At 70.5% G+C, this 25,322-nt stretch carries 25 protein-coding genes; 21 read left to right on the forward strand and 4 right to left on the reverse strand.

Going from position 1 to position 25,322, the window contains the following annotated elements:
• Positions 1–133 precede the first annotated feature (133 nt).
• The 19 genes from IG05_RS47655 to IG05_RS0104355 all read left to right on the forward strand — a co-directional run bounded on the left by IG05_RS47655 (position 134) and on the right by IG05_RS0104355 (position 19,618).
• Entirely contained in the window at positions 134–2,947 is a 2,814-nt protein-coding gene (locus IG05_RS47655; RefSeq protein WP_158838774.1) for a S8 family peptidase, read from the forward strand.
• Between the two features lie 285 nt (positions 2,948–3,232).
• The gene (locus IG05_RS0104270; protein ID WP_030339248.1) at positions 3,233–4,363 is read left to right on the forward strand and encodes an LCP family protein; all 1,131 of its coding nucleotides are present in this window, start codon (positions 3,233–3,235) and stop codon (positions 4,361–4,363) included.
• Between the two features lie 160 nt (positions 4,364–4,523).
• On the forward strand, positions 4,524–4,748 hold the full coding sequence (gene rpmE / locus IG05_RS0104275; RefSeq protein WP_030339250.1) for a 50S ribosomal protein L31: 225 nt from the start codon (positions 4,524–4,526) through the stop codon (positions 4,746–4,748).
• Positions 4,749–4,853: 105 nt separating this feature from the next.
• Entirely contained in the window at positions 4,854–5,930 is a 1,077-nt protein-coding gene (prfA, locus tag IG05_RS0104280; RefSeq protein ID WP_030339252.1) for a peptide chain release factor 1, read from the forward strand.
• Between the two features lie 35 nt (positions 5,931–5,965).
• Positions 5,966–6,811, forward strand: coding sequence for a peptide chain release factor N(5)-glutamine methyltransferase (gene prmC / locus IG05_RS0104285; RefSeq protein WP_030339254.1), 846 nt, complete (start codon positions 5,966–5,968; stop codon positions 6,809–6,811).
• A gap of 52 nt (positions 6,812–6,863) precedes the next feature.
• A complete protein-coding gene (locus tag IG05_RS0104290; protein ID WP_030339256.1) occupies positions 6,864–7,511 on the forward strand; it encodes an L-threonylcarbamoyladenylate synthase in 648 nt (215 codons plus the stop codon).
• Positions 7,508–8,185 carry a protein-tyrosine-phosphatase gene (locus IG05_RS0104295; RefSeq protein ID WP_030339258.1) on the forward strand — a complete coding sequence of 226 codons (678 nt, stop codon included), beginning with the start codon at positions 7,508–7,510 and terminating at the stop codon, positions 8,183–8,185. Before IG05_RS0104290 ends, IG05_RS0104295 begins: the two co-directional genes overlap by 4 nt.
• Before the next feature lie 101 nt (positions 8,186–8,286).
• Positions 8,287–9,525, forward strand: coding sequence for a serine hydroxymethyltransferase (glyA, locus tag IG05_RS0104300; protein ID WP_030339260.1), 1,239 nt, complete (start codon positions 8,287–8,289; stop codon positions 9,523–9,525).
• Between the two features lie 129 nt (positions 9,526–9,654).
• A complete protein-coding gene (locus IG05_RS0104305; RefSeq protein WP_030339262.1) occupies positions 9,655–10,962 on the forward strand; it encodes an MraY family glycosyltransferase in 1,308 nt (435 codons plus the stop codon).
• 299 nt (positions 10,963–11,261) lie between these two features.
• On the forward strand, positions 11,262–11,699 hold the full coding sequence (locus IG05_RS0104310) for a hypothetical protein (protein ID WP_030339265.1): 438 nt from the start codon (positions 11,262–11,264) through the stop codon (positions 11,697–11,699).
• Positions 11,700–11,972: 273 nt separating this feature from the next.
• The gene (atpB, locus tag IG05_RS0104315) at positions 11,973–12,743 is read left to right on the forward strand and encodes a F0F1 ATP synthase subunit A (RefSeq protein ID WP_030339267.1); all 771 of its coding nucleotides are present in this window, start codon (positions 11,973–11,975) and stop codon (positions 12,741–12,743) included.
• A 78-nt stretch (positions 12,744–12,821) separates the two neighbouring features.
• Positions 12,822–13,067 (forward strand): ATP synthase F0 subunit C, encoded by a 246-nt coding sequence (atpE, locus tag IG05_RS0104320; protein ID WP_030339269.1) that lies wholly within the window; start codon positions 12,822–12,824, stop codon positions 13,065–13,067.
• A 39-nt stretch (positions 13,068–13,106) separates the two neighbouring features.
• Positions 13,107–13,658 (forward strand): F0F1 ATP synthase subunit B, encoded by a 552-nt coding sequence (locus IG05_RS0104325; protein WP_030339271.1) that lies wholly within the window; start codon positions 13,107–13,109, stop codon positions 13,656–13,658.
• Positions 13,655–14,470, forward strand: coding sequence for a F0F1 ATP synthase subunit delta (locus IG05_RS0104330; protein ID WP_030339274.1), 816 nt, complete (start codon positions 13,655–13,657; stop codon positions 14,468–14,470). Before IG05_RS0104325 ends, IG05_RS0104330 begins: the two co-directional genes overlap by 4 nt.
• 126 nt (positions 14,471–14,596) lie before the next feature.
• Positions 14,597–16,189, forward strand: a complete 1,593-nt coding sequence (gene atpA / locus IG05_RS0104335; protein WP_030339276.1) for a F0F1 ATP synthase subunit alpha — start codon at positions 14,597–14,599, stop codon at positions 16,187–16,189.
• 21 nt (positions 16,190–16,210) lie between these two features.
• On the forward strand, positions 16,211–17,128 hold the full coding sequence (locus IG05_RS0104340) for a F0F1 ATP synthase subunit gamma (protein ID WP_030339278.1): 918 nt from the start codon (positions 16,211–16,213) through the stop codon (positions 17,126–17,128).
• A complete protein-coding gene (atpD, locus tag IG05_RS0104345; RefSeq protein ID WP_030339280.1) occupies positions 17,129–18,565 on the forward strand; it encodes a F0F1 ATP synthase subunit beta in 1,437 nt (478 codons plus the stop codon).
• Between the two features lie 110 nt (positions 18,566–18,675).
• Positions 18,676–19,050: a F0F1 ATP synthase subunit epsilon gene (locus IG05_RS0104350; protein ID WP_030339282.1), complete on the forward strand. Its 375-nt coding sequence runs from the start codon at positions 18,676–18,678 to the stop codon at positions 19,048–19,050.
• A 121-nt stretch (positions 19,051–19,171) separates the two neighbouring features.
• Entirely contained in the window at positions 19,172–19,618 is a 447-nt protein-coding gene (locus tag IG05_RS0104355; RefSeq protein ID WP_030339284.1) for a DUF2550 domain-containing protein, read from the forward strand.
• Between the two features lie 73 nt (positions 19,619–19,691).
• Here IG05_RS0104355 and IG05_RS0104360 read toward each other — a convergent pair whose 3' ends face one another.
• The 3 genes from IG05_RS0104360 to IG05_RS0104370 all read right to left on the reverse strand — a co-directional run bounded on the left by IG05_RS0104360 (position 19,692) and on the right by IG05_RS0104370 (position 23,448).
• The gene (locus tag IG05_RS0104360) at positions 19,692–21,512 is read right to left on the reverse strand and encodes a glycoside hydrolase family 18 chitinase (protein WP_030339285.1); all 1,821 of its coding nucleotides are present in this window, start codon (positions 21,510–21,512) and stop codon (positions 19,692–19,694) included.
• A gap of 125 nt (positions 21,513–21,637) precedes the next feature.
• Positions 21,638–22,279 (reverse strand): response regulator, encoded by a 642-nt coding sequence (locus tag IG05_RS0104365; protein WP_030339287.1) that lies wholly within the window; start codon positions 22,277–22,279, stop codon positions 21,638–21,640.
• A complete protein-coding gene (locus tag IG05_RS0104370; RefSeq protein WP_030339290.1) occupies positions 22,276–23,448 on the reverse strand; it encodes a sensor histidine kinase in 1,173 nt (390 codons plus the stop codon). Before IG05_RS0104370 ends, IG05_RS0104365 begins: the two co-directional genes overlap by 4 nt.
• A gap of 152 nt (positions 23,449–23,600) precedes the next feature.
• On the opposite strand from IG05_RS0104370, the gene IG05_RS0104375 reads away from it, so the two are divergent.
• Positions 23,601–24,197 (forward strand): hypothetical protein, encoded by a 597-nt coding sequence (locus IG05_RS0104375; RefSeq protein WP_030339292.1) that lies wholly within the window; start codon positions 23,601–23,603, stop codon positions 24,195–24,197.
• A gap of 8 nt (positions 24,198–24,205) precedes the next feature.
• Positions 24,206–24,709, forward strand: a complete 504-nt coding sequence (locus IG05_RS0104380; RefSeq protein WP_030339294.1) for a DinB family protein — start codon at positions 24,206–24,208, stop codon at positions 24,707–24,709.
• Between the two features lie 35 nt (positions 24,710–24,744).
• Here IG05_RS0104380 and IG05_RS0104385 read toward each other — a convergent pair whose 3' ends face one another.
• Entirely contained in the window at positions 24,745–25,317 is a 573-nt protein-coding gene (locus IG05_RS0104385) for a cob(I)yrinic acid a,c-diamide adenosyltransferase (RefSeq protein ID WP_030339295.1), read from the reverse strand.
• Positions 25,318–25,322 lie beyond the last annotated feature (5 nt).

The following is a 25,322-nucleotide window of genomic DNA, read 5'->3' on the forward strand; positions in this document are numbered from 1 at the left end:
CCCGATCGGATCACACAGGCGAGCGAACCGGCCGGACGGCGAGACCCTTCGCCGTCCGGCCTCCGCACGCCCGGCTCCCTTCCCGCACACGCACCAGCGGGCCCAGTCGTGCCCGCTTCCCACCGGAGCGACAGTGAACAAACCCCTATGGACCACGGTCGTCACCGCGGTGATGGCCGTGTCCCTCGGCGCCGTGCCGGCCCAGGCCGCGACGCCGCCCAGTGCCGCCGCGACCGCCGCGACGGCCGACCCGGTCGACCCGCCGCTGTACGACGAGACCTCCGCCGGCGGGACCGTCCGCGTGAACGTCGTCACCGCCAACCGCACCGACCTCTCCTCCGCCGCGTCGGCGGGCGAGACGGTGCAGTCGTACCAGACCATGCCGGTCGTCACCCTCAAGGTCGACCGGAGCGGGCTGGACAAGCTGTCCGCCCAGCCGGGCGTGGTCAGCGTCACCGAGGACGTCCCGGCGCGGCCGTCACTGGACGAGAGCGTCCCCATCATCGGGGCCGACCAGGCCTCCGCCCAGGGCATGACCGGCGCGGGCAGCGTGGTGGCCGTCCTGGACACCGGCGTCGCGACCGGCCACCCGTTCCTGAAGGACCGGGTCGTCGCGGAGGCGTGCTTCTCGCCGGTCGACCCCGACTACGGCGCCACCAGCCTGTGTCCCGACGGGACCGACCACCAGGAGGGCCCGGGAACGGCCGATTCCGGCACCGGCCCGTGCGCGGCCATCGCCGAGTGCGACCACGGGACCCACGTGGCCGGCATCGTCGCCGGCAACGGCGCGGGCCTGACCGGAGCCCCCAAGCGCGGTGTCGCCCCCGGCGCCAACCTCGTCGCCATCCAGGTGTTCAGCAAGTTCGACTCCGAGGACGTCTGCGGCCCCGGCGCCGCGCCCTGCGTGCTCAGCTTCACCAGCGCCCAGCTCGCCGGGCTGGAGAAGGTGCTCCAACTGCGCCAGTCCGGCACCCCGTTGGTGGCCGCCAACCTGAGCCTGGGCGCCGGCCGGTACGCCACCGCCTGCGACACCGACCCGCGCAAGGCGGCCATCGACAACCTGTTCGCCGCCGGTGTCGCCACCGTGGTCGCGGCCGGCAACAACGGCTACACCGACGCGGTGAGCGCCCCGGCCTGCGTGCCCTCCGCGATCGCGGTCGGCGCCACCACCGACGACGACCAGTTGTCCGCGTTCACCAACCGCGGCCCGCTGCTGGACCTGCTCGCCCCCGGCACCAGCATCGTCTCCTCGGTGCCCGGCAACGGGTACGCCTCGAAGAACGGCACCTCCATGGCCGCGCCGCACGTGTCCGGCGCCCTGGCCATCCTGCGGCAGGCGTTCCCCGACGACAGCATCGCGAACCTTCAGTCGCGGCTGAAGAACAGCGGGAAGAGCATCAGCTACACGGGCGCCGACACCCCCCGCATCAACGTCGCCCAGGCACTCGGCGGCGACACCGCACAGCCGCTCGCCGCGGGCAACGACTTCAACTGCGACAAGAAGGAGGACCTCGCCGTCGCCGACCCGGAGGCGACCGTGGGCGGCGACGCCAAGGCGGGCCTCGTCCGCGTGGTCTACGGAGCCGGCAAGGGCACGGCCGAGCTGAACCAGGACCTCGCCTCGGTGCCCGGCGACGCCGAGCCGAACGACTACTTCGGCGACTCCCTCGCCGCCGTCGACTACAACAAGGACGGCTGCACCGACCTGGTCGTCGGCACCTCCCGCGAGGACGTCGGCAGCGCGACCGACGCCGGCACCGTGGACGTCCTCTACGGAGCCTCGGGCGGCCTCGGCTCCGGCAAGGCGGCACTCCACCTCGAACAGGGCACGGGCTCGGAGGCCATCCTCGCCTCGGCCTCGGAAGCCGGGGACCGCATGGGCGCCGCCGTCGCCGCCGGCCTCACGCTCGACCAGGAGCCGTACCTGGTCATCGGGGTTCCCGGTGAGGACATCGACGGCAAGACGGACACCGGCGCCGTCTTCTATCTGCGGGGTTCCGTCAACCGGACGCTGATCCAGGGCAGTTCGGGTGTGGCGGGCACGCTGGAGGCCGGCGACAAGTACGGGTCCTCGGTGGCCGCCAGCCCCGAGTGCGTGGTGGTCGGCATTCCGGGCGAGGGCGTGGTGCCCTACACGACCCCGAACGGCTCCGAGGTGGTGTCGGGCCAGGTCGACGTGATGGCGCACGAGCTGAACTCCAGCGGTGTCCCGACCCACCTGGCCTCCGTGGACCAGGCGTCCCCGAACATCAGCGGTGAGGCCGAGGCGGGGGACCAGTTCGGCGCGTCGGTCTCGGCCACCCAGGCCATGTTCACGCAGGGCTTCCCGTGGCTGAGGAGGGGCACGTACATCGCCGTCGGCATCCCCGGGGAGGACATCACCTACTCGGGACAGGCCAAGGCCGACGCCGGCCGGGCCATCGTGCTCAGGGTGGACCGGCTGGTCTCGCCCCCGGTCACGGAGATCAACGGCAGCTACGAGCAGGCGCCGGACGACGTCTCCGGGGCGCCCGAGGCCGGTGACCGCATGGGTGCCCAGGTGGCCGTCGCCAACCGCGACCCGGCGGCGTCCGCGACCGACACCAGCCTGGTGATGGCCGTCGGCGTGCCGGGCGAGGACATCGGCACGGTCGCCGACGCGGGCGCCGTACAGGTCTTCGGCCTGCGCAGCACCACCCCGGGTGCCACCGACCGGTGGGTCGAGGCCGGCAACAGCCACGGCATGCCGGGCACCCCGACCGCCGGGCACAACGTGGGCGCCAGCCTGTACGGCACGCAGTCCAGCCTCTACATCGGCATGCCCTACGGCCCGGGCGCCTACGGCTCCCTGTACTCGATGCCGTGGGCGAACGTGACCGGGGGCACCGTGCAGCCGGTCACCACCTACGCGCCCGGCACGGGCGGCCTCCCGGCAGCCGGGCTGCGGTTCGGCATGTCGGCCCGCTGACCGACGGTTCCACGGACCCGCGGCCCCGAGATCTTTGCCACAGCGATCTCGGCGGCCGCCGGTCTCCGGCCGGACCACCCTCGCTAACGAATCCGCAGGTGAGCGCGGTCCGAAGGGGCCGGTCGACTACGCACCGTGCCCCTCGCCGTACGCGAGGGGCACGGGGCGTTGTGCAACCCTTTTCCGAGTTTCTCCGTCTGACCGGACGGAGCGACGATGGAGCGGTGACGACCGCGCCCGACCCCGACCGCAGGGGGTAACCGACCGCCGAGACCTAGGAGCGACGTGGCCGCCGAGAGCACGCAGCCCGCCATAACCGAGCCGGGCACGACCCCGCGCCGCCGGAGCAAGGGACGCCGTCGCAAGGCACCCAGCACCGGCCGCAGGGCGGTGCGCGCCACGGCGTGGACGGCCGCGGGCGTGGTCCTGCTGGGCGGCGCCGGCGCCGGGTACGTCTACTTCAAGCTCAACGGCAACCTGCACAGCGTCGACATCAACCAGGCGCTGGGCAGCGACCGGCCCACGAAGGTCGACAACGGCTCGGAGAACATCCTGGTCCTGGGCTCGGACACCCGCTCCGGCACGAACAGGAAGCTCGGCGGCGGCACGGACGACGGCAGTGCCCGCTCGGACACGGCGATGATCGTCCACGTCTACCAGGGCCACAAGAAGGCCAGCGTGGTCTCCATCCCCCGGGACACCCTGGTCGACCGCCCCCAGTGCACCGACACCAAGGGCACCGCCCACCCCGCCGCGTCCGGTGTGATGTTCAACGAGGCCTACTCCACCGGCGGCGCCGCCTGCGCCGTGAAGACGGTGGAGTCGATCACCGGCATCCGCATGGACCACTACCTGGAGGTCGACTTCGAGGGCTTCCAGAAGCTCATCGACGACCTCGGCGGGGTCCAGGTCACCACCACCAGGAACATCCGGGACCCGCAGAGCCACCTGGACCTCAAGGCCGGCACCCACACCCTGGACGGCGAGCAGGCCCTCGGCCTGGTCCGCACCCGGCACGGCGTGGGCGACGGCTCCGACCTGGGCCGCATCCAGCTCCAGCAGGCCTTCGTCAAGGCCCTGATCGACCAGGTCAAGCACGTCGGCGTCTTCACGAACCCGAAGAAGCTGTACGACCTCGCCGACACCGCCACCAAGGCCGTCACCACCGACTCCGACCTCGGCTCGGTCAACTCCCTGATCGACTTCGCCGGCGGCCTCAAGGGCATCAGCTCGTCCCACATGAAGATGGTCACGATGCCCGTCCGGTACGACCCGGCCAACCCCAACCGCGTCCTGTTGGCCAGGTCCAAGGCCCAGCTGGTCTGGAACGCCCTGCGCAACGACCAGCCGATCCCGGCCTCGGCCACCGAGGGCACCGCCACCGGGGAGGCCAAGGGCGTGGTGAGCGCCGGCTAGGGCACCCGGACGGCCCCCGCCCGCCCGGCCGGAATAGAACAGCCGCACCCCCGGTTTGGGAGGATGGCCCCAGTCCTGGCAGACTGGTACGTCGGCCCCGGTTCACGCTCCCGCACCCCGCGGCGGCGACCCGGAGCCCTCCCGGAACCTAGGAGACACCTTGAAGCGCGACATCCACCCCGAGTACGTCGAGACGCAGGTCAGCTGCACCTGCGGTGCGTCGTTCACCACCCGTAGCACCATCGAGTCCGGCGCCATCCGGGCCGAGGTCTGCTCCGAGTGCCACCCGTTCTACACGGGCAAGCAGAAGATCCTCGACACCGGTGGCCGTGTGGCCCGCTTCGAGGCCCGCTTCGGCAAGGCTGCCGCCGGCTCCAAGAAGTAGCGAGCCCCATATCGCCGGTCCACGGTCACGCCCCCGCGGGGGTGTGCCCGGGACCGGCGTTTTTGGTCGCCCGCCCTTCCCTTCACCGCAGTACAGGAGCCCAAGATGTTCGAGGCCGTCGAGGAACTCGTCGCCGAGCACGCCGATCTGGAGAAGAAGCTCGCCGACCCGTCGGTCCACTCCGATCAGGCGAACGCGCGCAAGCTGAACAAGCGCTACGCCGAGCTGACCCCGATCGTCGCCACGTACCGCTCCTGGAAGCAGACCGGTGACGACGTGGAGACCGCGCGCGAGTTCGCGGCCGACGACCCCGACTTCGCCGCCGAGGTCAAGGACCTGGAGAAGCAGCGCGAGGAGCTGACCGAGAAGCTGCGCCTGCTGCTCGTCCCGCGCGACCCCAGTGACGACAAGGACGTCATCCTGGAGATCAAGGCGGGCGCGGGCGGCGACGAGTCGGCGCTGTTCGCCGGCGACCTGCTGCGCATGTACCTGCGCTACGCCGAGCGCGTCGGCTGGAAGACCGAGATCATCGACGCCACCGAGTCCGAGCTGGGCGGCTACAAGGACGTCCAGGTCGCCGTGAAGACCAAGGGCGGGCAGGGGGCCACCGAGCCCGGCCAGGGCGTGTGGGCCCGGCTGAAGTACGAGGGCGGTGTGCACCGGGTGCAGCGCGTCCCGGCCACCGAGTCCCAGGGCCGCATCCACACCTCCGCGGCCGGCGTGCTGGTCACGCCGGAGGCCGAGGAGGTCGACGTCGAGATCAACCCGAACGACCTGCGCATCGACGTCTACCGGTCCTCCGGCCCGGGCGGCCAGTCCGTCAACACCACCGACTCCGCGGTGCGCATCACGCACCTGCCGACCGGCGTCGTGGCCTCCTGCCAGAACGAGAAGAGCCAGCTGCAGAACAAGGAGCAGGCGCTGCGTATCCTGCGCTCCAGGCTGCTCGCCATCGCGCAGGAGGAGGCGGAGAGGGAGGCCGCGGACGCCCGCCGCAGCCAGGTCCGCACCGTGGACCGCTCCGAGAAGATCCGCACCTACAACTTCCCCGAGAACCGCATCTCCGACCACCGCGTCGGCTTCAAGGCGTACAACCTGGACCAGGTCCTGGACGGCGACCTCGACGCGGTCATCCAGGCCTGCGTCGACGCCGACTCGGCGGCGAAGCTCGCCGCCGCGTAACACCCGTACGCACCAGCACGACACGGAGGACTCGCGTGAACCTGCTGCTCGCGGAGGTGGCCCAGGCCACCCAGCGGCTGGCCGACGCCGGCGTGCCCTCGCCGCGCACCGACGCGGAGGAGCTGGCCGCGTTCGTGCACGGCGTGAAGCGCGGCGCTCTGCACTCCGTGAAGGACGCCGACTTCGACGCCCGGTACTGGGAGGTCATCGCCCGGCGCGAGCAGCGCGAGCCGCTGCAGCACATCACCGGGCGGGCCTACTTCCGGTACCTGGAACTCCAGGTCGGCCCCGGGGTGTTCGTGCCCCGCCCGGAGACCGAGTCGGTGGTCGGCTGGGCCATAGACGCCGTGCGCGCCATGGACGTGGTCGAGCCGTGCATCGTCGACCTGTGCACCGGCTCCGGCGCCATCGCGCTCGCCCTCGCCCAGGAGGTCCCGCGCTCGCGCGTGCACGCCGTGGAGCTGTCCGAGGACGCCCTGGTGTGGACCCGCAAGAACGTCGCCGGCTCCCGCGTCGACCTGCGGCAGGGCGACGCCCTGTCCGCCTTCCCGGACCTGGACGGCCAGGTCGACCTGGTCATCTCCAACCCGCCGTACATCCCGCTCACCGAGTGGGAGTACGTCGCCCCCGAGGCCCGCGACTACGACCCGGAGATGGCGCTCTTCTCCGGCGAGGACGGCCTCGACCTGATCCGCGGCATCGAGCGCACCGCGCACCGGCTGCTGCGCCCCGGCGGCGTCGTCGTGATCGAGCACGCCGACACCCAGGGCGGCCAGGTGCCGTGGATCTTCACCGAGGAGCGGGGCTGGGCCGACGCGGCGGACCACCCCGACCTCAACAACCGCCCCCGGTTCGCCACCGCGCGCAAGGCGCTGCCGTGAGCACTCCGCAGACTTCGACCCCGCAGTACGTGTACGAGGAGGCCAGCTAGACATGGCACGGCGATACGACACCAACGACGCGACCGACCGCGTGACGGGTCTGCGCGAGGCCGCGTCCGCCGTCCGCCGTGGCGAGCTGGTGGTGCTGCCGACCGACACGGTGTACGGCATCGGCGCCGACGCGTTCTCCTCCGAGGCCGTCGCCGACCTGCTGGCCGCCAAGGGCCGGGGCCGCAACATGCCCACCCCCGTCCTCATCGGCTCCCCGAACACCCTGCACGGCCTGGTCACGGACTTCTCCGAGATGGCCTGGGAGCTGGTCGACGCGTTCTGGCCGGGCGCCCTGACGATCGTCGCCAAGCACCAGCCGTCCCTCCAGTGGGACCTCGGCGACACCCGCGGCACGGTCGCCGTGCGCATGCCGCTGCACCCGGTCGCCATCGAACTGCTCACCGAGGTCGGCCCGATGGCCGTCTCCTCGGCGAACCTCACCGGCCACCCCGCACCGGAGGACTGCGACGCCGCCCAGGAGATGCTCGGCGACTCCGTCTCCGTCTACCTCGACGGCGGCCCCACCCCGGCCAACGTGCCGTCGTCCATCGTGGACGTCTCGCGCGAGGTGCCGGTGCTGCTGCGCGCCGGCGCGCTCTCCGCGGAGGAGCTGCGCAAGGTCGTACCCGACCTTGAGGTGGCGAATTGACGGCCCCTGAAGCGGGGCGTGGCATAGGCGGCGGGGGCTACAGCGCGGAGGAGACGACCACGTTCGGGTTCCCCCGCGACACCTTCCGCATCCTCCATGTCAGCACCGGCAACGTGTGCCGCTCGCCCATCACCGAGCGGCTGACCCGGCACTTCGTCGCGGAGCGGCTCGGCGTACTCGGCGGCGGGCTGGTCGTGGAGAGCGCCGGCACCTGGGGGCACGAGGGCGCACCCATGGAGTCCCACGCGGAGACCGTGCTGGGCGAGTTCGGCGCGGACGCCTCCGGCTTCGTCGGCCGGGAGCTGCTGGACGAGCACGTGATCATGGCCGACCTGGTGCTCACCGCCACCCGCGACCACCGCGCCCAGGTCATCTCCATGGGCCACTCGGCGGGCCTGCGCACCTTCACGCTGAAGGAGTTCACCCGGCTGGTGCGGGCCATAGACCCGGCCACCCTGCCGCCGCTGGAGGACGGCGTGGTGCTGCGCGCCCGGGCGCTGGTGCGCGCGGCGGCGGCCCTGCGCGGCTGGCTGCTCGCCCCGACCGCCGAGGCGGACGAGGTCTACGACCCGTACGGCGCCCCGCTGACCTTCTTCCGCTCCATCGGCGACGAGATAAGGGACGCGCTGGATCCGGTGGTGACGGCGCTGACGGGCGTGCCGGCGCGTACATAGGGCGTGCGCACGGGGACACCGGCGGGCGTGACGGCCGCGCGTGCGCCGCGACCCGGGCCTACATTGGGGATACGTCACCGTCGACCGCCCGGGAGCCCGCCATGTCGGTCACCCCTACCCTTGAGACCGACGTCCTGCGGCACCAGGACCCGGCGATGGCCGAACTCCTCCTCGCCGAGCTGGAGAGGCAGTCGACCACCCTCCAGCTGATCGCCGCCGAGAACTTCTGCTCCCCGGCCGTGCTCGCCGCCCTCGGCTCGTCGTTCGCCAACAAGTACGCCGAGGGCTATCCCGGCGCCCGCCACCACGGCGGCTGCGAGATCGTCGACGTCGCCGAACGCGCCGCCGTCGACCGGGCCAAGGCCCTGTTCGGCGCCGAGCACGCCAACGTGCAGGCCCACTCCGGCTCCTCGGCCGTGCTGGCCGCCTACGCGGCGCTGCTGCGCCCCGGTGACACCGTCCTCGCCCTCGGCCTGCCCTACGGCGGCCATCTCACGCACGGCTCGCCGGCGAACTTCTCCGGCCGCTGGTTCGACTTCGTCGGCTACGGCGTCGACGCCGAGAGCGGGCTGATCGACCACGACCAGGTGCGCCACCTGGCCCGCAACCACCGGCCCAAGGCGATCGTGTGCGGCTCCATCGCCTACCCCCGTCACATCGACTACGCCTTCTTCCGCGAGGTCGCCGACGAGGTCGGGGCCTACCTGATCGCGGACGCGGCGCATCCGATCGGGCTGGTGGCCGGCGGTGCGGCGCCCAGCCCGGTGCCGTACGCGGACATCGTGTGCGCGACCACCCACAAGGTGCTGCGCGGCCCGCGCGGCGGGATGATCCTGTGCGGGGCCGAGCTGGCCGAGCGCGTCGACCGGGCGGTGTTCCCCTTCACCCAGGGCGGCGCCCAGATGCACACCATCGCCGCCAAGGCCGTCGCCTTCGGCGAGGCGGCGACACCGGCGTTCACCGGGTACGCCCATCAGGTGGTCGCCAACGCCCGGGTGCTCGCCGGTCACCTGGCCGCCGAGGGGCTGGCCGTGACCACCGGCGGCACCGACACCCACCTGATCACCGCGGACCCGGCGCCGCTCGGTGTGGACGGCCGCGGTGCCCGTGGCCGGCTCCTCGCGGCCGGCCTGGTGATGGACTGCTGCGCGCTGCCGCACGGCGACGGCCGCGGCCTGCGCCTGGGGACGGCCGCGGTGACCACCCAGGGCATGGGTGAACCGGAGATGGTGCGGATCGCGGCGCTGCTGGCGGACGTGCTGCGGGGCGGGACGGAGCCGGCGGCGGCGCGGGAGGAGGTGCGCGCGCTCACCGGCCGGTTCCCGCCGTATCCGGGCTGAGCCGGGGGCGGGCGGCCGGGGTGCACAGCCGGGCGTGCAACCATCGTCGCTACCCGGAAGTCCTCATCCATATGCGTCCGTCGCTAGGGTGTGGGGCTGTGATGGCCAGCGAGACCTGTGGGGAAGCCCGTGCGTGAATACCTGCTGACGCTCTGCATCACGGCCGCGGTGACGTATCTGCTGACAGGGCCGGTACGGAAGTTCGCGATCGTGGCCGGGGCGATGCCGGAGATCAGGGCCCGGGACGTGCACCGGGAACCCACCCCGCGCCTCGGCGGTATCGCCATGTTCTTCGGGCTGTGCGCGGGCCTGCTGGTCGCGGACCACCTGAGCAACCTCAACGAGGTCTTCGCGAAGTCGAACGAGCCGCGGGCGCTGCTCTCCGGGGCCGCCCTGATCTGGCTGATCGGCGTCCTGGACGACAAGTTCGAGATCGACGCGCTGATCAAGCTGGGCGGCCAGATGATCGCCGCGGGCGTGATGGTCATGCAGGGCCTGACGATCCTGTGGCTGCCCATCCCGGGCGTCGGCAACGTCGCCCTGACCCAGTGGCAGGGCACCCTGCTGACGGTGGCCCTGGTGGTCATCACGATCAACGCGGTGAACTTCGTGGACGGCCTGGACGGTCTCGCGGCCGGCATGGTGTGCATCGCGGCGGGCGCGTTCTTCCTGTACGCCTACCGGATCTGGTACTCGTACGGCATCGAGGCCGCCGCCCCCGGCACGCTGTTCGCGGCCATCCTGATGGGCATGTGCCTGGGCTTCCTGCCGCACAACATGCACCCCGCGCGGATCTTCATGGGCGACTCGGGATCGATGCTGATCGGCCTGGTGCTGTCGGCCGGCGCGATCTCGATCACCGGTCAGGTGGACCCGGACGCCCTCGCCCTGTTCACCGGGTCGGAGAAGGCGGCGGTCCACCAGACGGTCCCCGTCTACATCCCGCTGCTGCTGCCGCTGACGATCATCGCGGTGCCGGCCGCCGACCTGGTCCTGGCGATCGTGCGCCGCACCTGGCGCGGCCAGTCGCCGTTCGCCGCCGACCGCGGGCACCTGCACCACCGGCTGCTGGAGATCGGGCACTCGCACAGCCGGGCCGTGCTGATCATGTACTTCTGGTCGGGGCTGATCGGGTTCGGGGCGCTGGCGTACTCCGTCAACTCGGCGTCCATGTGGATCGTCCTGGGCGTGGTCTTCCTGAGCGCGGTCGGCCTGGTCCTGCTGCTGCTCCCGCGCTTCACCCCGCGGGTGCCGGTGTGGGCCCAGCGGTTCGTGCCGCCGCGGTACCGCAGGCGGCGCCGGGCCCCGGAGGCCGTCACCGCCGTGGAAGCGGAGGTTCCGGAGGGCGGGGAGCGGTCGCCGGTCCCGGCGGGCGTCTCGGGCGTCAACGGGGCGACCGCGATCGGCGCCAGGTCACGATTCCTCGATCGCCGTTGACGACAAGGTAAGAATCTGACTAGAGCATTGCCAAGTCGTGGGGGAGCGAACACCCCCAATACCAGACAAGTCGGCTCGGTTTTTGCACAGACGGGCACTGTCACTCTCATGTGTGACAGCAAGCACACTCAGCAGGTAAAGACCTCATCAAATAGTTTGTGATACGGTTCACGAGAACCCCGGATAGAACCGAAGGACCTGAGTGCGACGGTCCATTGGTGTGAGGTCTCGATCACTCAGCCCGGGACTACGCTCGTCCATGACGACACCCTGCCCCCTGTGAAAGCGGAGTTGCCGCCATGCCGTCCAATGACGCCCGGAACCTACTGCGGATCGCTGTGCCCACAGCGGTCGCAGGCGCGATCGCCGTCGCCGTGAGCGCCGCGGTCGCGGGGGGCAAGGGTGCGCTCGGCGCGGCTGTCGGCACGGTGCTGGCCGTCCTGTTCATGGGAGTCGGCCTCCTCGTGCTGCAGTGGACGGCAAAAACGCTCCCGCAGCTGTTCCAGGCCATGGGCCTGATGCTCTACATGGCGCAGCTGCTGCTCCTCCTGATCTTCGTCGCCGTTTTCAAGGACACGTCCCTCTTCAACGCGAAGACGTTCGCGCTGTCGCTCGTCGTCGCGACCGTCGTGTGGATGGCCGCGCAGGCACGCGCGCACATGAAGGCCAAGATCTTCTACGTCGACCCGGACTCCTCGAAGAGCGAGAAGGCCGAGAAGACAGGGCCGAAGCAGTGAGCCGTAGGGGCGGGATAAAGGCTTGTGAGATCTCCTGCTATCGTCCGGTGCCAACTGCGGCATCGCGGGCGCGGGCATCCGAGCTGACGCCTGCTCGATCGCGAGGCTCGATGCCCTCCAGCCGCCCCCACATCCGTAACACCAGTCCGGTGCCGATCCGCGGCCGTGTGCCGCGCCGACACAACGAGGTTGCCGTACCTATGCGTCACGCCGAAGGAGCCCGCGGTGAGTGCTGACCAGACCCAGCTCGCCTTTGACTGGAGTTGTCGGATCATGTCCGACAACGGGTGTGGCTTCCCGGCCCCGGGCCTGCAGTCCTTCCTGTTCAAGCCGCTCGCCACGGTCGGGGGCTTCGAGTTCAACAAGGTGATGCTGCTCGCGCTCGTCACCACCGTGCTCGTCATCGCCTTCTTCTGGGCGGCCTTCGGCAAGGCCAAGGTCGTCCCGGGCAAGCTCCAGATGGTCGGCGAGGCCGGCTACGACTTCGTGCGCCGCGGCATCGTGTACGAGACGCTCGGCAAGCGCGAGGGCGAGAAGTACGTCCCGTTCATGGTCTCGCTGTTCTTCTTCATCTGGATCATGAACATCTGGTCCGTGATCCCGCTGGCCCAGTTCCCGGTGGCCTCGGTGATCGCCTTCCCCGCGGTGCTGGCCGCGGTCGTCTACATCACCTGGGTGGCGCTCACCTTCAAGAAGCACGGCTTCGTCGGCTTCTTCAAGAACGTCACGGGCTACGACAAGTCGCTCGGCGCCGTGCTGCCGCTCGTCATGGTCATCGAGTTCTTCTCGAACCTGCTGGTCCGCCCGTTCACGCACGCGGTGCGACTGTTCGCCAACATGTTCGCCGGCCACCTGATGCTGGTCATGTTCACTGTGGCCTCCTGGTACCTGCTGAACAGCTGGCTGGTCGTGGGCGCCGGCGTCTCCTTCGTGATGACGATCGCCATGATCCTCTTCGAGCTCTTCGTGCAGGCCGTCCAGGCGTACGTCTTCGTACTCCTCGCCTGCTCCTACATTCAGGGCGCTCTCGCCGAGCACCACTGAGTCGTACCACCGCCCCAAAACCCCCAGTCGTCCGGTGGCCAACCCCCACCGGTCCATGAAAGAGAAGGAAGAACCGGCATGTCCGCTCTCCAGACCCTTGCTGCTGAAACCGGCGTCCACGGCTCCGTCGGCTCCATCGGTTACGGCCTCGCGGCCATCGGCCCCGGCATCGGCGTCGGCATCATCTTCGGTAACGGCACCCAGGCCCTCGCCCGTCAGCCCGAGGCCGCCGGTCTGATCCGCGCCAACCAGATCCTCGGCTTCGCCTTCTGTGAGGCGCTCGCCCTCATCGGCATCGTTATGCCGTTCGTGTTCGGTCGGTAATCACCCCTCCACCGACACGTTTCGACGAAAGGCACTGATGTGATCGCCAACCTGGCACAGCTGGCGGCCGAGGAGACGGAGCAGAACCCGCTCCTCCCGGCCGGTCCCGAGCTGCTCATCGGCACCATCGCCTTCGCCATCGTGTTCTTCTTCTTCTGGAAGAAGCTGCTTCCGAACATCAACAAGGTTCTGGAGGAGCGTCGCGCGGCGATCGAAGGCGGCATCGAAGAGGCCGACGCCATGAAGGTCGAGGCCCAGAGCGTCCTTGAGCAGTACAAGGCTCAGCTCGCCGAGGCCCGGCACGAGGCCGCGCGTCTGCGCCAGGAGGCGCAGGAGCAGGGTGCCACGCTCATCGCCGAGATGCGGGCCGAGGGCCAGCGGCAGCGCGAGGAGATCGTCGCCGCCGGTCACGCCCAGATCGAGGCCGACCGCAAGGCCGCCGCGTCCGCGCTGCGTCAGGACGTCGGCAAGCTCGCCACCGACCTGGCCGGCAAGCTCGTCGGCGAGTCCCTTGAGGACCACGCCCGCCAGAGCCGTGTGATCGACCGCTTCCTCGACGAGCTCGAGGAGAAGGCCGAGGCCACGCGATGAACGGAGCGAGCCGCGAGGCCCTGGCAGCCGCCCGTGAGCGTCTCGACGCGCTGACGGACTCCACGTCCGTGGACGCCGTGCAGCTCGCCGACGAGCTGGCGGCCGTCACCGCGCTGCTCGACCGCGAGGCCGGCCTGCGCCGGGTCCTCACCGACCCGGCGCAGCCCGGGGAGGCGAAGGCGCATCTGGTCCAGCGCCTGATCGGCGGCCAGGTCAGCGGTGCCACCGCCGACCTGGTGTCCGGACTGGCCCGGTCCCGCTGGTCGCAGCCCCGCGACCTGGTGGACGCGCTGGAGGAGCTGGCGGACATCGCCGACCTCACGGCCGCGGAGAAGACCGGCACCCTCGACGACGTCGAGGACGAGCTGTTCCGGTTCGGCCGGATCGTCTCCTCCAACACCGGGCTGCGGGCCGCGCTGACCGACCGCGCCGCGAGCGCCTCGGCCAAGGTCGAGCTGCTGCACCGGCTCCTCGGCGGTCGGGCCAAGCCCGTCACCGAGCGCCTGGTGGTCCGCCTCGTCACCGCGCCGCGTGGACGTAGCCTGGAAGCGGGACTGGAGTCCCTGTCCAAGCTCGCCGCCGAGCGTCGGGACCGCCTGGTTGCGACCGTCACCTCCGCAGTGCCGCTGAGCGACCCGCAGAAGCGCCGTCTGGGCGATGCCCTGGCGAAGCTCTACGGCCGCCGGATGCACCTCAACCTGGACGTGGACCCCGACGTCATCGGCGGGCTCCGGGTGCAGGTCGGTGACGAGGTCATCAACGGCTCCGTCGCGGACCGACTGGACGACGCCGCCCGCCGCATGGCGAGCTAGCAGCAACACAAAAGAACGTGCTTACGGCCCTGGTTGGGCCGTGCAGAGGATTCACCTCCTGTTGGGGGGAGTCCCCATCCCCCCAAAGTGAAACTTCGGGCCCAACAAGGAGAGCAGGGAACCCAGATGGCGGAGCTCACGATCCGGCCGGAGGAGATCCGGGACGCGCTGGAGAACTTCGTCCAGTCGTACAAGCCGGACGCGGCCTCGCGCGAGGAGGTCGGTACGGTCACCGTCGCCGGCGACGGTATCGCCAAGATCGAGGGCCTGCCCTCGGCCATGGCGAACGAGCTGCTGAAGTTCGAGGACGGCTCCCTCGGTCTCGCGCTGAACCTGGAAGAGCGCGAGATCGGCGCCGTCGTCCTCGGTGAGTTCAGCGGCATCGAGGAGGGTCAGCCGGTCACCCGTACCGGCGAGGTCCTCTCCGTCGCGGTCGGCGAGGGCTACCTCGGCCGCGTCGTCGACCCGCTCGGCAACCCGATCGACGGCCTCGGCGAGATCGAGACGTCCGGCCGCCGTGCGCTGGAGCTGCAGGCCCCCACGGTCATGCAGCGCAAGTCGGTGCACGAGCCGATGGAGACCGGCTACAAGGCCGTCGACGCGATGACCCCGATCGGCCGTGGTCAGCGTCAGCTGATCATCGGTGACCGTCAGACCGGCAAGACGGCCCTGGCCGTCGACACGATCATCAACCAGCGGGACAACTGGCGCACCGGCGACCCGAAGAAGCAGGTCCGCTGCATCTACGTCGCCATCGGCCAGAAGGGCTCCACCATCGCCGGCGTGCGCCGCGCGCTGGAGGAGAACCACGCGCTGGAGTACACGACCATCGTCGCCGCCCCGGCGTCCGACCCGGCCGGCTTCAAGTACCTGGCGCCGTACACCGGCTCGGCCATCGGTCAGCAGTGGATGTACGAGGGCAAGCACGTCCTCATCATCTTCGACGACCTCTCGAAGCAGGCCGACGCCTACCGCGCCGTGTCCCTGCTGCTGCGCCGCCCGCCGGGCCGTGAGGCCTACCCGGGTGACGTCTTCTACCTGCACTCCCGTCTGCTGGAGCGCTGCGCCAAGCTCTCCGACGACATGGGTGCCGGTTCGATGACCGGTCTGCCGATCGTCGAGACCAAGGCCAACGACGTCTCGGCGTTCATCCCGACCAACGTCATCTCCATCACCGACGGCCAGTGCTTCCTGGAGTCGGACCTGTTCAACGCCGGTCAGCGCCCCGCGCTGAACGTCGGTATCTCCGTCTCCCGAGTCGGTGGTTCCGCGCAGCACAAGGCGATGAAGCAGGTCTCCGGCCGCCTCCGTGTCGACCTCGCGCAGTTCCGTGAGCTGGAGGCGTTCGCCGCCTTCGGTTCCGACCTGGACGCCGCGTCGAAGTCGCAGCTGGAGCGCGGTCAGCGCATGGTCGAGCTGCTGAAGCAGGACCAGTACCAGCCGATGTCCACCGAGGACCAGGTCGTCTCCGTGTGGGCCGGTACCACCGGCAAGATGGACGACGTGCCGGTCGCCGACATCCGCCGCTTCGAGAAGGAGCTGCTGGAGTACCTGCACCGCAAGGAGCAGGGCCTCATGACCTCCATCCGCGAGGGCGGCAAGATGTCCGACGACACGCTGACCGCAGTGGCCGACGCGATCGTCGAGTTCAAGAAGCAGTTCGAGACCTCGGACGGCAAGCTGCTCGGCGAGGACACTCCTGCCGCTGCCGCCAAGTGACGTAAGGAAGGGACCTGACTCATGGGAGCCCAGCTCCGGGTCTACAAGCGTCGCATCCGATCCGTCACCGCGACCAAGAAGATCACCAAGGCGATGGAGATGATCGCCGCCTCGCGCGTCGTCAAGGCGCAGCGCAAGGTGGCGGCCTCCACGCCGTACGCGACCGAGCTGACGCGCGCGGTCACGGCGGTCGGTACGGGGTCGAACACCAAGCACCCGCTCACCACGGAGGCGGAGAACCCGGCCCGTGCCGCGGTCCTGCTCCTCACGAGCGACCGCGGTCTGGCCGGCGCCTTCAACTCCAACGCCATCAAGGCGGCGGAGCAGCTGACCGAGCGCCTGGAGCGCGAGGGCAAGCAGGTCGACACATACATCGTCGGCCGGCGCGGTGTGGCCCACTACAACTTCCGTGAGCGCAAGATCGCGGAGTCGTGGACGGGCTTCACGGACGAGCCGACGTACGCGGACGCCAAGAAGGTGGCGGCGCCTCTGATCGAGGCGATCGAGAAGGACACGGCCGATGGTGGTGTGGACGAACTCCACATCGTCTTCACCGAGTTCGTCTCGATGATGACGCAGACGGCGCTGGACGCCCGGCTGCTGCCGCTGCGCCTCGAAGAGGTCGCCGAGGAGGCTCACCCGAAGGGCGAGATCCTCCCGCTGTACGACTTCGAGCCCTCGGCGGAGGACGTTCTCGACGCCCTGCTGCCGCGCTACGTGGAGAGCCGCATCTACAACGCGCTGCTCCAGTCGGCCGCTTCGAAGCACGCCGCCACGCGGCGCGCGATGAAGTCGGCCACCGACAACGCGGGCGAGCTGATCAACACGCTCTCCCGTCTTGCCAACGCGGCCCGCCAGGCCGAAATCACCCAGGAAATCAGCGAGATCGTCGGTGGCGCGAGCGCCCTCGCCGACGCGACCGCGGGGAGTGACCGATAAATGACCACCACTGTTGAGACCGCGACGGCTACGGGCCGCGTCGCCCGGGTCATCGGCCCGGTCGTCGACGTGGAGTTCCCCGTCGACGCGATGCCGGAGATCTACAACGCCCTCCACGTCGAGGTCGCCGACCCGGCCAACGCGGGCGAGAAGAAGATCCTGACCCTGGAGGTCGCCCAGCACCTGGGTGACGGCCTGGTCCGCACCATCTCCATGCAGCCCACCGACGGCCTGGTCCGCCAGGCCCCGGTCACCGACACCGGCGACGGCATCACCGTCCCGGTCGGCGACTTCACCAAGGGCAAGGTGTTCAACACCCTCGGTGAGGTGCTGAACGTCGACGAGCGGTACGAGGGCGAGCGCTGGTCCATCCACCGCAAGGCCCCGAACTTCGACGAGCTTGAGTCGAAGACCGAGATGTTCGAGACCGGCGTCAAGGTCATCGACCTGCTGACCCCGTACGTCAAGGGCGGCAAGATCGGTCTGTTCGGCGGCGCCGGCGTCGGCAAGACGGTGCTCATCCAGGAGATGATCTACCGTGTCGCCAACAACCACGACGGTGTCTCCGTGTTCGCCGGTGTCGGTGAGCGCACCCGTGAGGGCAACGACCTGATCGAGGAGATGTCCGACTCGGGCGTCATCGACAAGACCGCGCTGGTCTTCGGTCAGATGGACGAGCCCCCGGGCACCCGTCTGCGCGTCGCGCTGGCCGGCCTCACCATGGCCGAGTACTTCCGTGACGTCCAGAAGCAGGACGTGCTGTTCTTCATCGACAACATCTTCCGCTTCACGCAGGCCGGCTCCGAGGTCTCCACGCTGCTCGGCCGCATGCCGTCCGCGGTGGGTTACCAGCCGAACCTGGCCGACGAGATGGGCCTCCTCCAGGAGCGCATCACCTCGACCCGCGGTCACTCGATCACCTCGATGCAGGCGATCTACGTCCCCGCCGACGACCTGACCGACCCGGCCCCGGCGACCACCTTCGCCCACCTCGACGCGACGACGGTTCTGTCCCGTCCGATCTCCGAGAAGGGCATCTACCCGGCCGTGGACCCGCTGGACTCCACGTCCCGGATCCTGGACCCGCGCTACATCACGCTGGACCACTACAACACGGCCATGCGCGTGAAGACGATCCTGCAGAAGTACAAGGACCTCCAGGACATCATCGCGATCCTCGGTATCGACGAGCTGGGCGAGGAGGACAAGCTCGTCGTCCATCGTGCCCGTCGTGTGGAGCGCTTCCTGTCCCAGAACACCCACGTCGCCAAGCAGTTCACCGGCGTGGACGGTTCGGACGTGCCCCTGGACGAGTCGATCGCCGCGTTCAACGCGATCTGCGACGGCGAGTACGACCACTTCCCGGAGCAGGCGTTCTTCATGTGCGGTGGTCTTGAGGACCTCAAGAAGAACGCGAAGGAGCTGGGCGTCTCCTGAGCCCCGTGCTCATCCGAGGGGGCGGGTGCGTCCCGCCCCCTCACCCACGCCCACTAGAATTGACCCCAACACCCGGCACCCCCGCCGGGTGGTGACCCGAGGAGCCACCCTTGGCTGCTGAGCTGCACGTCGAGCTGGTCGCCGCCGACCGCCAGGTCTGGTCCGGCGAGGCCACCCTGGTCGTCGCGCGCACCACGTCCGGCGACATCGGCGTCATGCCCGGTCACCAGCCGCTGCTCGGTGTGCTGGAGTCGGGCCCGGTGACCATCCGTACGAGTGATGGTGGAACGGTCGTCGCCGCGGTGCACGGCGGTTTCATCTCGTTCGCGGACGACAAGCTCTCGCTGCTGGCCGAGATCGCCGAACTGTCGGACGAGATCGATGTCCAGCGCACGGAGCGGGAGCTGGAGCGCGCGAAGGCGGAGGGCGACGCCGCCGCCGAGCGCCGCGCGGACGTCCGACTGCGTGCTGCGACGGCGCGCTAGCCGCGCGCTGTACGTTGACGTGACTCAGCCGCGGCTGGGACCTTTCGGTCCCAGCCGCGGCTGAAGTAGATGTGGGTGTTTTTTCCGTTCCATTACCTAGGAGACGAGGAGGTCGGTGCCGATGGTCCTCGCTCTGACTGTGTGCGGGATCGTGGTCGCGCTCGTGGTGGTGGGGCTGTTCCTGTTCGGGCTGCGCCGCAGGCTCATCCAGCGCTCCGGCGGCACCTTCGACTGCTCGCTGCGCTGGGACGTACCCGAGAAACCGGACACGGGCGGGAAGGGCTGGTCCTACGGCGTCGCCCGCTACAACGGCGACCGCATCGAGTGGTACCGGGTCTTCTCCTACGCCCTGCGTCCCCGCCGCGTCCTGGAACGGGCGCAGATCGAGGTGGCCGGCCGCCGGCTGCCCGAGGGCGAGGAGGAGCTGGCGCTGCTGTCGGACGCGGTGGTGCTGGCCTGTACGCATCGGGGCACACGCCTCGAACTCGCCATGAGCGAAGACGCGCTGACCGGATTTCTCGCGTGGCTGGAAGCAGCCCCGCCCGGTCAACGAGTGAACGTGGCGTAGCCACGTTCACTCGTTGGGTGGGGGTCCCCCCGGACGAAGTCCGGGGGAGCGTCGATGTTGCTTGAGGGTTCTCTTACAGGTTGTCGCTGATGGCGCTCACGAGTTCACCGTTGCCGGTGTCGCCGCTGAACTCCCAGAAGAACGCCCCGCCGAGGCCCTGGCTGTTGGCCCAGGCCATCTTCGACTTGATGGTGGCGGGAGTGTCGTAGGACCACCAGTTGCTGCCGCAGTGCGCGTACGCCGTGCCGGCGACGGTTCCGGTGGCCGGGCAGGACGACTTCAGGACCTTGTAGTCCTCGATGCCCTGCTCGTAGGTGCCGGACGCCGGGCCGGTGGCCGTGCCGCCCGGGGCGTCCTGGGTGACGCCGGTCCAGCCGCGGCCGTAGAAGCCGATGCCGATGAGCAGCTTCTTCGCGGGCACGCCGATCGCCTTGAACTTGGCCATCGCCTCGGCGGTGGTGAAGCCCGCCTTCGGGATGCCGTCGTACGGGGTGAGCGGGGAGTGCGGGGCCGTCGGGCCCTTGGCGTCCCAGGCGCCGAAGAAGTCGTACGTCATCACGTTGTACCAGTCGACGTACTGTGCCGCGCCGGCGTAGTCGGCGGTCTCGATCTTGCCGCCCGCCGAGCCGTCGGCCGTGGTGGCCGCGGTGACCAGGTTGTTGGAGCCGAACTTGGCGCGCAGCGCGGCCATCAGGTTCTTGTAGGCCGCCGCCCCGCTGGTGTCACAGGTCAGACCGCAGGCGTTGGGGTACTCCCAGTCGATGTCGATGCCGTCGAAGACGTCGGCCCAGCGCGGGTCCTCGACCAGGTCGTAGCAGGACTGGGCGAAGGCGGCCGGGTTCTTCGCGGCCTCGCCGAAGCCGCCGGACCAGGTCCAGCCGCCGAAGGACCACAGCACCTTGATGTTCGGGTACTTGGCCTTCAGCTGGCGCAGCTGGTTGAAGTTGCCGCGCAGCGGCTGGTCCCAGGTGTCGGCGACGCCGCTGACCGACTGGTCGGCGGTGAAGGCCTTGTCGTAGTCGGCGTAGGAGTCGCCGATCGCGCACTTGCCGCCGGTGACGTTGCCGAAGGCGTAGTTGATGTGCGTGATCTTGGCCGCGGAGCCGGACGTCACCAGGTTCTTGACGTTGTAGTTGCGGCCGTAGATGCCCCACTCGGTGAAGTAGCCGAGCTTGACCTTGTCGCCGGTGGGCGGGGGAGTGGTGCCGCCGCCGGTGGTGTGGACCTTGACCGCGCCGCTGACCGGACCGGTCTGGTCGGCGGTATCGCGGGCCCGCACGGTGTAGGAGTAGTCGGTGCCGGCGGTCAGGCCGGTGTCGGTGTACGACGTGGTGGTGACCGTGGCGACCTTGGTGCCGTCGCGCAGCACGTCGTAGTTCTTGACGCCCTTGTCGTCGGTGGCCGCGCTCCAGCCGAGCTTCACCGAGGTGTCGGTGACGGAGGAGGCGGTCGGGGTGCCGGGGGCCGACGGGGCGGCGTCACCGGGGACCGTGGTGCCGTCGCAGCTGTCGCCGTTCAGCTTGCAGTTGGACGGGGCGCCGGGCCCCGAGCCGTTGAAGCCGAAGGAGACGGAGGCGCCGGGGGCGATGGTGCCGTTCCAGCCGACGTTCTTGGCGGTCCAGTGGTCGCCGGAGTTGGTGACCGTCGCGTCCCAGGCCGAGGCGACCTTGGTGCCGGAGGGGAAGTCCCACTCGACGGTCCAGGAGCTGATGGTGCTGGAGCCGGTGTTCTTGACGGTCCACTGGCCGCCGAAACCGGTGCCCCAGTCGCTGGTCTTGGTGAAGGTGGCCGTGGCGTTGGTCGCGGCCTGGGCGGGGCTCGCCAGACCGACCGCGCCGGCCATGGGGAGCAGCAGGGTCGCGAATGCCGCCGCGGCTCTGTGTCTGAAGCGCATGCTGCGCCTCCCTCGTCGTCGGGGGTGTCAGGGGCATGACTGAGCCTTCATGCCCACGGTGCTGCGAGGGTAGAAAGGTCTGGACCACTCGTCAATAGGTCTGGACCACTTCGGGGCGCGACGGACTAGAGCCCCAACTCGCGCGCCAGTACGGCCGCTTGTACCCGGCTGCGCAGCTCCAGCTTGGCCAGCAACCGACTGACGTGCGTCTTCACCGTGCCCTCCGCCATGTCCAGCCGGGCCCCGATCTGTGCGTTCGACAGCCCCTCGCCGATACAGCCCAGCACCTCCCGCTCCCGCCGGGTGAGGCCGTCCAGCACGGCGGGGTCGCCCCCTGCGCCTCGCACCGGTGCCGCGGCGAACTCGTCGATCAGCCGCCGGGTCACGGCCGGGGCCACGATCCCCTCCCCGCGCGCCACCGTCCGCACCGCCTCCAGCAGCTCCCGCGCCTCCGCGTTCTTCAGCAGGAACCCGGCCGCGCCCGCCCGCAGCGCCCCGAAGACGTAGTCGTCCAGGTCGAACGTGGTCAGCACGAGCACGTCCGCGAGCCGCTCGGCGACGATCCGCCGGGTCGCGGACACCCCGTCGAGGCGCGGCATCCGAACGTCCATCAGCACCAGGTCCGGCCGGATGCTCCGGGCCAGCTCGACCGCCCGCTCGCCGTCCGCCGCCTCGCCGACCACCTCTATGCCGGGCGCGCTGCGCAGGATGAGGACCAGCCCGGCGCGGACGGCGGACTGGTCCTCGGCGACCAGGACGCGGATCATGCGGGGTCTCCTTCGGTGAGCGGAAGCACGGCGCGTACGACCCACGAGGTGCCGCTCGCCCCGGCCTCGAACGTGCCGCCGAGCAACGCGGCCCGCTCCCGCATCCCGGTGAGACCGGTGCCGGAGCCGGGCACGCGCGGGGTGTCACCGGGCCGGTAGGGGCTGCTCACGCGGATCTCCAGCCTCCCGTCCCGCCGGCGCAGTGCCACCCGGACGCGCCCCTGCGCCGCGTGCTTCAGGGCGTTGGTCAGCGACTCCTGCACGATCCGGTACGCGGCCAGCTCCACCGGCACCGGCACCTCACCGTGGCCGGCGTCGAGCGTGACGTCCAGGCCGCCCGCCCGGGCCCTGTCGACCAGGGCGCCGAGGCCGTCCAGCGTGGGGGAGACGGCGGACTCCCGGTGCCCCGGGGCGTCGCGCAGGATGCCGATCAGCCGGCGCATCTCGGCCAGCCCCGCCACGCTGTTCTCCCGGATGACGGCCAGCGCCTCCCGGGTGGTCCCGGCATCGTCCAAGGAGAGTGCCGCCGTGGAGTGCAGGGCGATGGCCGACAGGTGGCCCGCGATCACGTCGTGCAACTCCCGGGCCATCCGGGCCCGTTCGGCGGTGACCGCCTGGGCACGGTCCATCTCGGCCAGCAGCGCGGTCTGTTCGGCGCGCAGCCGGGCCGCCTCGGCCGCGTCCCGGTGGTCGCGCACGAGTGCGCCGGTCGCGGCGGGGGCCAGCGCGACCACCCCGATGCCCACGCCGATCAGCAGCCCCTGCGGATCCCGCCAGAGCGCCGCGGGCACCACCCCGCCGACCACCGTGAGCATCCCGGTGATCCACGGGATGCGGCGGGCGGAGGCCGGGGTTCCGTACAGGACGGCCGCGTACACCAGGTCGGTGTACAGCACCACCGTGACGATGCTGCCGAGGGTCACCGTGTCCAGGGTCAGCGCGGCCGTGCCGATCAGCAGGCCGGCGCGCGGCCGGGTGCGGCGCAACGGCTCGCACGCGGCGGTCACCGCCAGCGGCACCAGCGGTCCCCAGGGCGCGTGCCACAGCACCAGGCCGTCGGAGGCCGGACGGGGGTGGATCCCGAGCGCCCACAGCAGTACCCCGCCGAGCAGCCCGCCCACGGCGATGCGCAGGTCGTCGCGGTGCGGGCGGGGGAGCGTGCGGGGCATGTGCCCATCCAACACGGCCGCGCGGCGGCCCGCCTGCTCCCAGGGAAGGGTGCCGGAGTGCGACTTTCGCTTACGGCCGTCTCCTCTGCGCCGACGACGCGCACCGGCGCACCGGGCCGGGAGCCTGGGAGGGTGGACGAGGGGAGCGAATCGTGATCGTCGGACTGACCATCGCCTGCGAGGTGGCGTTCTGGGTGCTGCTGGCCGCCGGACTGGCCTTCCGGTACGCGTTCCGGATGCCCCGCACCGGCCTGGCCCTGCTGCTGTGCGAACCCCTCCTGGAGATCGTGCTCTTCGCCGTCACCGCGATCGACCTGAGGAACGGCGCCGAGCCGGACTGGCGGCACGGTCTGGCCGCGGTGTACATCGGCTTCACGGTCGGCCTCGGCCACTCCACCATCGCCTGGGCCGACGCCCGGGTGGCCCACCGCTTCGCCGGCGGCCCGCCCCCGGTCCGGCCGCCGCGGTACGGCACCGCCCGGGCCGTGCACGAGTGGAAGGTCGCGGGCCGCTGGATCCTGGCCTCGGCCGTCGCCCTCGCCCTGCTCCAGGGCGCGGTCTGGTACGTCGGCGACGGCGGGGACACCGGTTCGCTGCGTGCCTGGCAGCAGCGCATGCTGTGGGTGATCGGCATCAACGTGCTCATCGCCGCCAGCTACACGCTCTTCCCCAAGCGCGAGCCGCGCGGGGGGCCCGCCGCGGGGTCCGCCGAAAAGCCGGTCGACACGGAGGCGGGCACCGGGACATGATCGCGGTGATGACACGCACCGACACGCCTCCCGCCTGGGACGAGCGCACCCAGCTGACCACCTTCCTCACCTACGTCCGCGCCACCGCGCGCGCCAAGGTCGAAGGGCTCTCCGACGAGGACGCCCGCAAGGCGCACCTGCCCGGCTCGCCGCTGATGACCCTGAGCGGGCTGATCAACCACCTGCGCTGGGTGGAGTACTTCTGGTTCCGGGTCGTCTTCCTGGGCGAGGAGGACCAGGGTCCCTGGACCGACGAGGACCCCGACCGCGAGATGCGGATCGCCGTCGACATCCCGCTGTCCCGGCTGCTCGCCGAGTACGCCGAGGAGGCCGCCCGGCACGACGAACTGGTCGCCGCGCACGACCTGGACACCAAGGCGCAGCAGAAGCGGCAGGACGGCAGCGCGGTCGACCTGCGCTGGATCCTGCTCCACCTCATCGAGGAGACGGCCCGGCACAACGGCCACCTCGACATCCTGCGCGAGCTGACCGACGGCACCACCGGCGACTGACCGCGGGATGCCCTGGGGGTGTCGTCCGACACCCCCTAGCGCTCACCGCCCGGCACCCACAGCACGTCCCCGGCCTCCCGGTTGGCGCTGCGGGCCAGGATGAACAGCAGGTCGGAGAGGCGGTTGAGGTAGGTGGCGGTGAGCGGGTTCATCGTCTCGCCGTGCACCTCCAGGGCCGCCCAGGTCGACCGCTCGGCCCGGCGGACGACCGTGCACGCCTGGTGCAGCAGGGCGGCGCCCGGGGTGCCGCCCGGCAGGATGAAGGAGCGCAGCTTCTCCAGCCGCTCGTTGAAGCGGTCGCAGTCCGCCTCCAGCCGGTCGATGTAGAACTGCTCCACCCTGAGCGGCGGGAACTCCGGGTTCTCCACCACCGGCGTCGACAGGTCCGCACCCACGTCGAACAGGTCGTTCTGGACGCGGGTGAGGACCGTGCCGATCTCCTCGTCCAGGCCGCCCAGCGCGAGGGCGGTGCCGATCACGGCGTTCGCCTCGTTGGCGTCCGCGTAGGCGGAGATCCTCAGGTCCGTCTTGGGCACCCGGCTCATGTCGCCGAGACTGGTGGTGCCCTGGTCGCCGGTCCTGGTGTAGATGCGCGTCAGATTGACCATACGGC

It is taken from the genome of Streptomyces sp. NRRL S-1022 (genome assembly GCF_000720135.1).
Lineage (GTDB): Bacteria > Actinomycetota > Actinomycetes > Streptomycetales > Streptomycetaceae > Streptomyces.